Raw genomic sequence first — 7,174 nt, 5'->3', positions numbered from 1 at the left:
GGGCTGCGGCGGGCTGACCGGGTACGCCCGCGGGCGCGGGCGATGTCGGCTGCGCGTACGGGTTCCCGGGGTACGGCACACCCGGGCGCGGCGGTTGCAGTCCGAAACTCGTGGGCTCGTCGGCCCGGTGAGGGGCTCCCCCGTTGTCGCTCATGGGTCCATCTCTACCGCGCCGGGCGCTCCGGCTTCCACCCTCGTCGCTTTCCGGTCACAGAGCCGTGACGCGGGTCGCGGCTTATCTCCCTTTTCTGGGTGAACGGGTCCACACGAAGGTGTCCACCGCCACGTCGAAGTACTCCTTCGCCTCGCTGACCTTCCCGACCGGCGCCGACACCGACACGTCGTACAACTGCCCGCCCTGTTCCCAGCACAGGTCGTAGGTGTGGCGCGGCCCCTCCCTCGCGGTGAACCCGTCCCGGGTGAACTCCCAGAGGGCGGCGGGCCGTCCGTCGTGCCTGGTCGAGGTGACGCGGCCGTCGCGATAACCGGGCTGCGCGGACGGCCCCCCGGCGTGGGCGCGCCGCATCACCGCGAGCGGGCCGCCCTTCTCGGGAGCGGCGATCCTGATGCCGAGGCGGAACGTCTCTCCGGGCGACAGGTAGAAGACCCGCTCGCCCTGCGGTCTGCGTGTGAAGCCCTCCGGTACGGCCAGCGCGAACCCCCGTGGGTCGTTCGCGAGCCGGTAGCCCGAGGGCACGGTCGGCGCGGTGGCCGCACCGGAGCGGGACGCTCCGGGCGTGGCCGCCGCCGAGGGCCCGGACGTGTTCGAGTGCGCCGTGCCCGTGGGCGAGGGCGAGGACGTGCCCGCCGACGGGCTTCCGGGCGTGCGGGGCGCCGAACTCGACGGCGTACCGCCTCCGTCGTCTCCGCCGCCGTCCCGCATGAGCAGCGCGGCCGCCGACACCCCGGCCCCGGCCATCGCGGCCACCAGCGCGGCCGCGACCAGCGCGCCCCGCGTCGGCTGCCGTACGGGCTGCCCGGACTCCCGGGCGGGCAGCCCGTGGATCAGTCCGCGCAGCAGGCCGAAGGGCGCGGGGTTCGGCAGTGTCTCCGGCGTGTCCTGGGGCTGGGCCCCCGGTGGGTCCCCGGGCTCCCGGGCCCGGGACGCGGAGGACCCCGGCCCGTCCCCTCGCGCCGGTGTGTGTCCCGCGGACACCTGCGGCGTACGCCCCGTCTCCCGGTACGCCCGCAGCAGCCGCTCCGCCTCCGCCGCGTCCAGCCTCCGCTCAGGGTCCCGCTCGAGCAGTCCTCGTACGACGGGCAGGATCGGCCCGGCCTGCACGGGCGGACGTATCTCGTCGACGACGACCGCGTGCAGGATGCCGCCCAGCGAGTCGCGCCGGAACGGCGATTCACCGCTCACCACGGCGCACAGCAACGCGCCCAGCGACCACAGATCCGACTTCGGACCGGTCCTGAGCCCGGCCATCCGCTCGGGTGCGGTGTACTCGGGGGAGCCCACGAACGACCCGCTCTCGGTGAGCGTGGTCGCGCCCGCGACCCGGGCGACGCCGAAGTCGGTGAGGACGACGCGGTCGGTGCCCGCCTCCATGAGGACGTTCGCGGGCTTGAGGTCGCGGTGCAGGACCCCGGCGTCGTGCGCCCTTCGCAGCGCGCCCAGCAGGGCGATGCCGATCCGGGCGGCCTCACGCGCGTCCACCGGGCCGCCCGCGTTGACGCGCTCCGCGAGCGAGCCTCCGTCGACCAGCTCCATGACGATGTACGGGCGTTCGTCATGCTCGACGACGTCGTGGACGACGATGATGTGCGGATGGCTCAGCTGCGCCACCGCGCGGGCCTCGCGCAGGGTGCGGTCGCGCTGCCGCCGGGATTCCTCCGCGGAGAGCGAGGGGTCGAGGACGAGTTCCTTGACCGCCACCTGCCTGCCGAGGAGCTGGTCGGTCGCCCGCCAGACGATCCCCATGCCGCCCCGGCCGAGCGTGGACTCCAGGCGGTAACGGCCCGCTATGACTCGTAAGTTCTCCCCCTCGGTCCCCATGCGCCCCATCATGCCGCACCCGGACGGAGACGCTCCGGCCCGCGCGACGGGGTGGCCGACAAGCGACGTACACGCGGCGTACGGGCGCCTTACCGGCGGCTTCGTACGGGTGTATGGACCCTGACCGGCAGCTTCGTACCGCCGACTTCGTACCGCCGACTTCGTACCGCCGACTTCGTACCGCCGACTTCGTACCGCCGACTTCGTACGAGCGCCTCGCCGCGCGGGCCGGGGCCCGGCCCGTGACCGGACAGGCCCTAGCGCTCGGGCGGCTGCCAGCCGCGCAGTACCGCGTCGAACTGCTTGCGCGTGGCGTCCCAGCCCTTCTCGGGCCCGGCCATGTAGATCACGTACTCGACACCGTCACGGGCGATGTACGTCTCCTCGATGGCGCGGTACGGCCCCGGGAAGTCCGTGTCCTTCGGCAGTGCCGTCCATGTGTAGTCCCACAGGGAGCCCCTGAGGTCACGGTAGACGTTGGCCTCCAGGGACACCCGGGTGTAGTCGACCAGCCGCTTTTCGATCTGTACCTCCAGATCGAGCTGGTGCCGGTACGGGTCGGCGAAGTCCGGTGAGCTGTCCACCGCGATGCGGACCAGGTGCTTGCCGCTGTCGGGGCTGTAGTCGATCTGCTTGAGGTCGCCCTCGTCGGTGTGCACGCTCCGCTCCCAGCCTTCGGGCAGATAGAGGCTGAAGCCCAGCGGGTCGGTGACGGAGACCCAGTCGTCGGGAATGCCGCCCCGCGGAGCCGGGGTGCCCGTGTTCGTCGGCGTGGGGCTGGACGAGGGCGAGGGCGCCGATGACGCGCTGTTCGCCTGCCACACGTCCCACTGCCGCAGCGCCACCGCCGTGCCCCCGCCGACGATCGTGGCCAGGGCCAGCACGAGGGCCAGGGTGCGCAGTCGGCGCTTCGACCGCCGCGTTGCGGGGGCGCCGGCCGGGGTGTAGGTCGAGGAACCGGTGCTCGTCGGCCCGGTCACCGGAGGGTACGGCGTGGCGGTGTGCTCCGGTCCGAGGCCGGTCGTACCGCTGTGGACCTCCTGGTGGGCGCCCATACGCTGTGTCGGCACGAACGCCTGCGCCACGTGCGGCTGTCGCCCCTCCGCGGCCTCGGCGAACATCCGCTCCGCCTCCGCCGCGCCGGGCCGCTCGGCGGGATCCTTGCGCAGCAGGGCCGTGATCACCGGCCCCAGGGGACCGGCGTGGACGGGCTGGACGGGCTCCTCCTCGACGACGGCCTGCATGGTGGTCAGCGGAGTCGTGCGCCGGAACGGCGACCTCCCCTCCACCGCCGTGTACAGCGTGGCCCCGAGCGCCCACAGGTCGGAGGCGGGCCCGGGGTCCTGGCCGCGGACCCGCTCGGGTGCGATGTAGTCGACCGAACCGACGATCTCCCCGGTCCTCGTGATGGTCGTGTCACCGTCGACCTGCGCGATCCCGAAGTCGGTCAGCAGCACCCGCCCGTCCTCGGCGAGCAGTACGTTCCCCGGCTTCACATCGCGGTGCAGCACCCCGGCCTGGTGGGCGGCACTGAGCGCGCGCAGCACCCACAGCCCGATCCGCGCCGCCTCCGCCGGCTCGACGCGTCCCCGCTCCTTGACCGCGTCGGCGAGCGAGCCGCCCTCGACCAGCTCCATCACGATCCAGGGGCGGCTGTCGTGGTCCAGCACGTCGTGCACGGTGACGACGGCCGAGTGGTTGATCCGCGCGGCCGCCCGCGCCTCGGCGTCGGTCCGGGCGAAGAGCCGGGCCCGGTCACTGTCCGTGACATACAGCGCGGCTGTCAGCTCCTTGATCGCGACCGCCCGGTGCAACACCTCGTCACGCGCACGCCACACACGGCCCATGCCGCCGCTGCCGATCGTGTCGACAAGCCGGTAGCGGCCCGCAAGAAGAAGGCCCTGCATCTGGTTCACGTTGCCCCGCAATGGTCTTGACAACATCAGAGTAGAGAGGGGCTTGCGCGCAGGGAACGGCAGGGGCGCCACAGAGACCTCACTGTGACGGTTCTCGCTTTCGGTTACGCACGGGAACCACTCGGGGCAGAGACATTCAGGGCCGGCCGCCGGCCCCGGCTCAGTCCGTCACCTGGTACGGCTCAGTCCGTCAACGGGTACGGCTCCGTCCGTCAACGGGTACGGCTCAGTCCGTCACCTGGTACGTCGCCGACGCCTGCTCGTACAGCCGCGTCACCTCGTCGCGTTCGGCCTCCGGACCGCGGACCTGCACCACGTGGTACCGCCCGCCGACCAGAATCGCGAGGTTCCGTACGTAGATCTCGCGCCCCTGGGAGTCCTGCCAGGTGAACTGCCCCTCGGCCATGCGCCGTCCGCCGACCTCGATGAGCCGCATCCCGCTGGAGGTGGCCCAGGTCGAGTCGCGGAACGGCTGCAGCTCCCGCTCGTCCTCCCGCTGGTACTCCAGCGGATCGCTGCCGAAGGTCTCCGCACTGTCGCGGCCCGGTACGACGATGAGCTCGAAGCTCCCGTGCGCGTACACCACCTGGCCGCGCCCGTTCTTGGCGGTGCGGTCCCAGCCGTTGGCGACGGCGACCCGGAAGCCCTCGGAGTCCTTGCGCAGGGTGAATCCCTGGGCGACCTCCGGATCGTTGCTCTGCGCCCGGGTCGAACTGGACGATTGGGACGGACTCTTGTCGTCATCGCCATCACCGTCGTCGGCGGGCGAGGTCTGGTCCGGCCGCGGCTCACTGCTGGCCTCCGGCTCGGAGCCGGTGCCCCCGGCGGCACCGGTCCGCTCGCTGCCGGTACCGCTGCCCGTACTGGTGTCGGTCGTATCGGCCTTCGGCATGAACACCATGGCGTACGCGATCGCCGCGGCCAGCGCGAGCAGAATCACCAGGAGCAGGTTCCGGCCGAGCCGGCGCGGCTTGGACGGGCGTTCCTGCTTGGCGCGCCGGTGCCGGGCGGGCAGCCCGGCGCGGCGCCTGCGGACCATCTCGCCCCGGCGCCGCACGATCGGCAGCCGGCTCGGGTCCACGGGTGGTGCCGCTATCACATGCGCACCGGCTTCGGGCTCCGGCGCCGAGCGCACCAGCGAGCGCAGCCAGCCACGCAGTTCCTCGAAGTCCAGCCGCTCGGTGGGGTCCTGGCGCAGCAGCGACTCCACGACCGGCCGCAGCGGTCCGCACTCCTCCGCGAACGCGGGCGGCTCCGAGCACACCATCTGCACCAGCTCGGCGGTGTTCTCCTCCGGGTAGGGCGCGTGGCCCTGCACGGCCCGGAACAGCAGCGCGCCGAGCGCCCACAGGTCGGTCGCCGGACCGATGGGCGGCGCCAGCTGCCAGTTCTCGTGCACCGATCCGGCCTGCTCGGGCGCCCATCGCTCGGTGACGGGTCCGACGACCGCCATCCGCGCCTGCCGCGCCCGCTCGGCGGCCAGTGCGGTGGTGGGCCCCCGCCGGAAGGCACCGGTGGGGCCCGGGGGGTCCCAGTGCCCGGTGGGGCCCGCAGGGCCTGCGGGGACTGCGGAACCTGCGGGGACTGCGACGGGTACGGGCGCGCTGTGGCCGTAGGGGCTGGGCCCGGGCGCGTTGCTGCTGCCGTAGGGACTGGGCGCGGGCGCGTTGCTGCTGCCGTAGGGACTGGGCGCGGGTGAGCCCTTGCCGTACGGAGAGCTCGCGGGCGTGCCGTCGCCGGAGCCACCGTCGCCGTATGCGCCATCGCCGGGAGCGCCCCGGCCGGTGTCGTCGGCCGCGGGTGCCCCCGTACGGGGCAGTGCTCCGTGCCAGGGGTTCGGCCGTGCCACGCCGTAGGGGTCGACGATCTGCCCGGGTGGCATGTGCGGCGCCGTCTCCTGACCGGAGGCCGACGTCACCTCGTCGCCGGCGGCCGGCGCTCCGGGCCGCGGTAGCTGCGCGGGCAGCCCCGTGTTCTGGCCGCCCCGCTGTTCCTCTGTCACCCGTGCCGCGGCCCTCGCACCGGCCCGGTAGGCCGCGATCGCACCGGCCCTGGCCGCCCGGACGTCATCGCCGGACTCCAGCGCGCGCTGCCCGCCCGACGGGTCCGTGACCGGCCGCGCACCCCCGGTCGCCCGCGCCTCGATGGCGGCGCGCCGTGCGGCCTCGGGATCCGCGGCCCCTGCGCCGGGCGCTCCACCCTGGGCCCCCCGGAGCTCGACGGCACGCGAACCACCGGGCTCCACGCGGCCACCGGGCTCCACGCGGCCACCGGGCCCAACCGGCCCAGCCGATCCCGCAGGCCCTGCAGGACCGGCAGAACCGGCAGGCCCACCGGCCACCGCCGGGCGGCCGGCGCCGTAAGCGCCCCCGCGACCGTCTCCACGGCCGTACGCGCCCGCACGCCCGTCGTCCACGGACATACCCGTCCGACCGGGAACCCGCGCCCTCTCAGGCGCACTCGGCCCCTCAGGCCCACCCGGCCCGCCGGGCGCTCCCTCGCCCTCGAACTCACGCACCGGCACCGGGTCGTACCCGCACAGCGCCTCCTCAGCGGCGCCGGACGCCAGCCCCGTGAGCATCACGCGTCCGTCGTCGCAGACCAGCACGGTGCGGACGGTGATGTTCCGGTGCACCCAGCCGTGGGCGTGCAGCGCGCGGAGCGCGGTGAGCACGTCGGCGGCGACCTCGGCCGCCCGGTACGGCGTCAGCGGCTTGTCGGCCAGCAGCGCCGCCAGCGGCCGTGCGGACACCAGCTCACTCACTATCCACAGCGACCCGCCCTCGGCGAACACGTCGAAGACCTGGTCGAGCCGCGGGTGGTCGGGGATCTGCGCGGCGGCCTGGGCGGCCTCGATCGCCCTGCGCACGGCCGGGTCCGTGGGCCGGCGGGTGGTCCGCCCGGCGGCCCGGCGCGGCCCGCCGTCGCGGGCGACATACCCCTCGGGCAACCCGTCCGCGTCGAGCACCTCCGCCTCGACGACCTCGGGCAACGGCACCTGCCGTATGAGGACTTCCTGCCCGCTGTACGTGTCGAAGGCCCGGGTCTCGGCGAGCTCGTACTCGTCCGACGGCGGCAGCGGCAGGCGGTAGCGGTCGGCGAGCACCCGCCCCGCATAGTCGTCCACGATGCCTCCCCCGGCCGGCCTTCGGTCGGTCAAATCCGTTCGTCCCGCGTGCGGTTCCGTGCTGGATGCGTACGGTCCGCAACCACTCACGATACGTGCCGGAGGCAACCCGCATTGAGGGGATTCGAGATC

3 protein-coding genes are annotated in these 7,174 nt (G+C 73.8%); all 3 read right to left on the bottom strand.

Annotated elements, in window-relative coordinates:
* Positions 1 to 235: 235 nt before the first annotated feature.
* Positions 236 to 1,999, bottom strand: a complete 1,764-nt coding sequence (locus FNH04_RS14795) for a serine/threonine-protein kinase (protein WP_152784286.1) — start codon at positions 1,997 to 1,999, stop codon at positions 236 to 238.
* Between the two features lie 257 nt (positions 2,000 to 2,256).
* Positions 2,257 to 3,906, bottom strand: a complete 1,650-nt coding sequence (locus FNH04_RS14790) for a serine/threonine-protein kinase (RefSeq protein WP_152784284.1) — start codon at positions 3,904 to 3,906, stop codon at positions 2,257 to 2,259.
* Positions 3,907 to 4,141: 235 nt separating this feature from the next.
* The gene (locus FNH04_RS14785) at positions 4,142 to 7,042 is read right to left on the bottom strand and encodes a protein kinase (RefSeq protein WP_322723075.1); all 2,901 of its coding nucleotides are present in this window, start codon (positions 7,040 to 7,042) and stop codon (positions 4,142 to 4,144) included.
* Positions 7,043 to 7,174: the final 132 nt, after the last annotated feature.

The sequence above is a fragment of the Streptomyces phyllanthi genome, assembly GCF_009377205.1.
In the GTDB taxonomy this organism is placed as follows: domain Bacteria; phylum Actinomycetota; class Actinomycetes; order Streptomycetales; family Streptomycetaceae; genus Streptomyces; species Streptomyces phyllanthi.
Note: the sequence above shows the minus strand (reverse complement) of the source record. Positions and strands in the feature narration are given on the sequence as shown.

Bases quoted from the DNA above. Each gene is read 5' to 3' on its own strand.
- FNH04_RS14790 (WP_152784284.1), bottom strand. From the start codon at position 3,906: ATGCAGGGCCTTCTTCTTGCGGGCCGCTACCGGCTTGTCGACACGATC.
- FNH04_RS14795 (WP_152784286.1), bottom strand. From the start codon at position 1,999: ATGGGGACCGAGGGGGAGAACTTACGAGTCATAGCGGGCCGTTACCGC.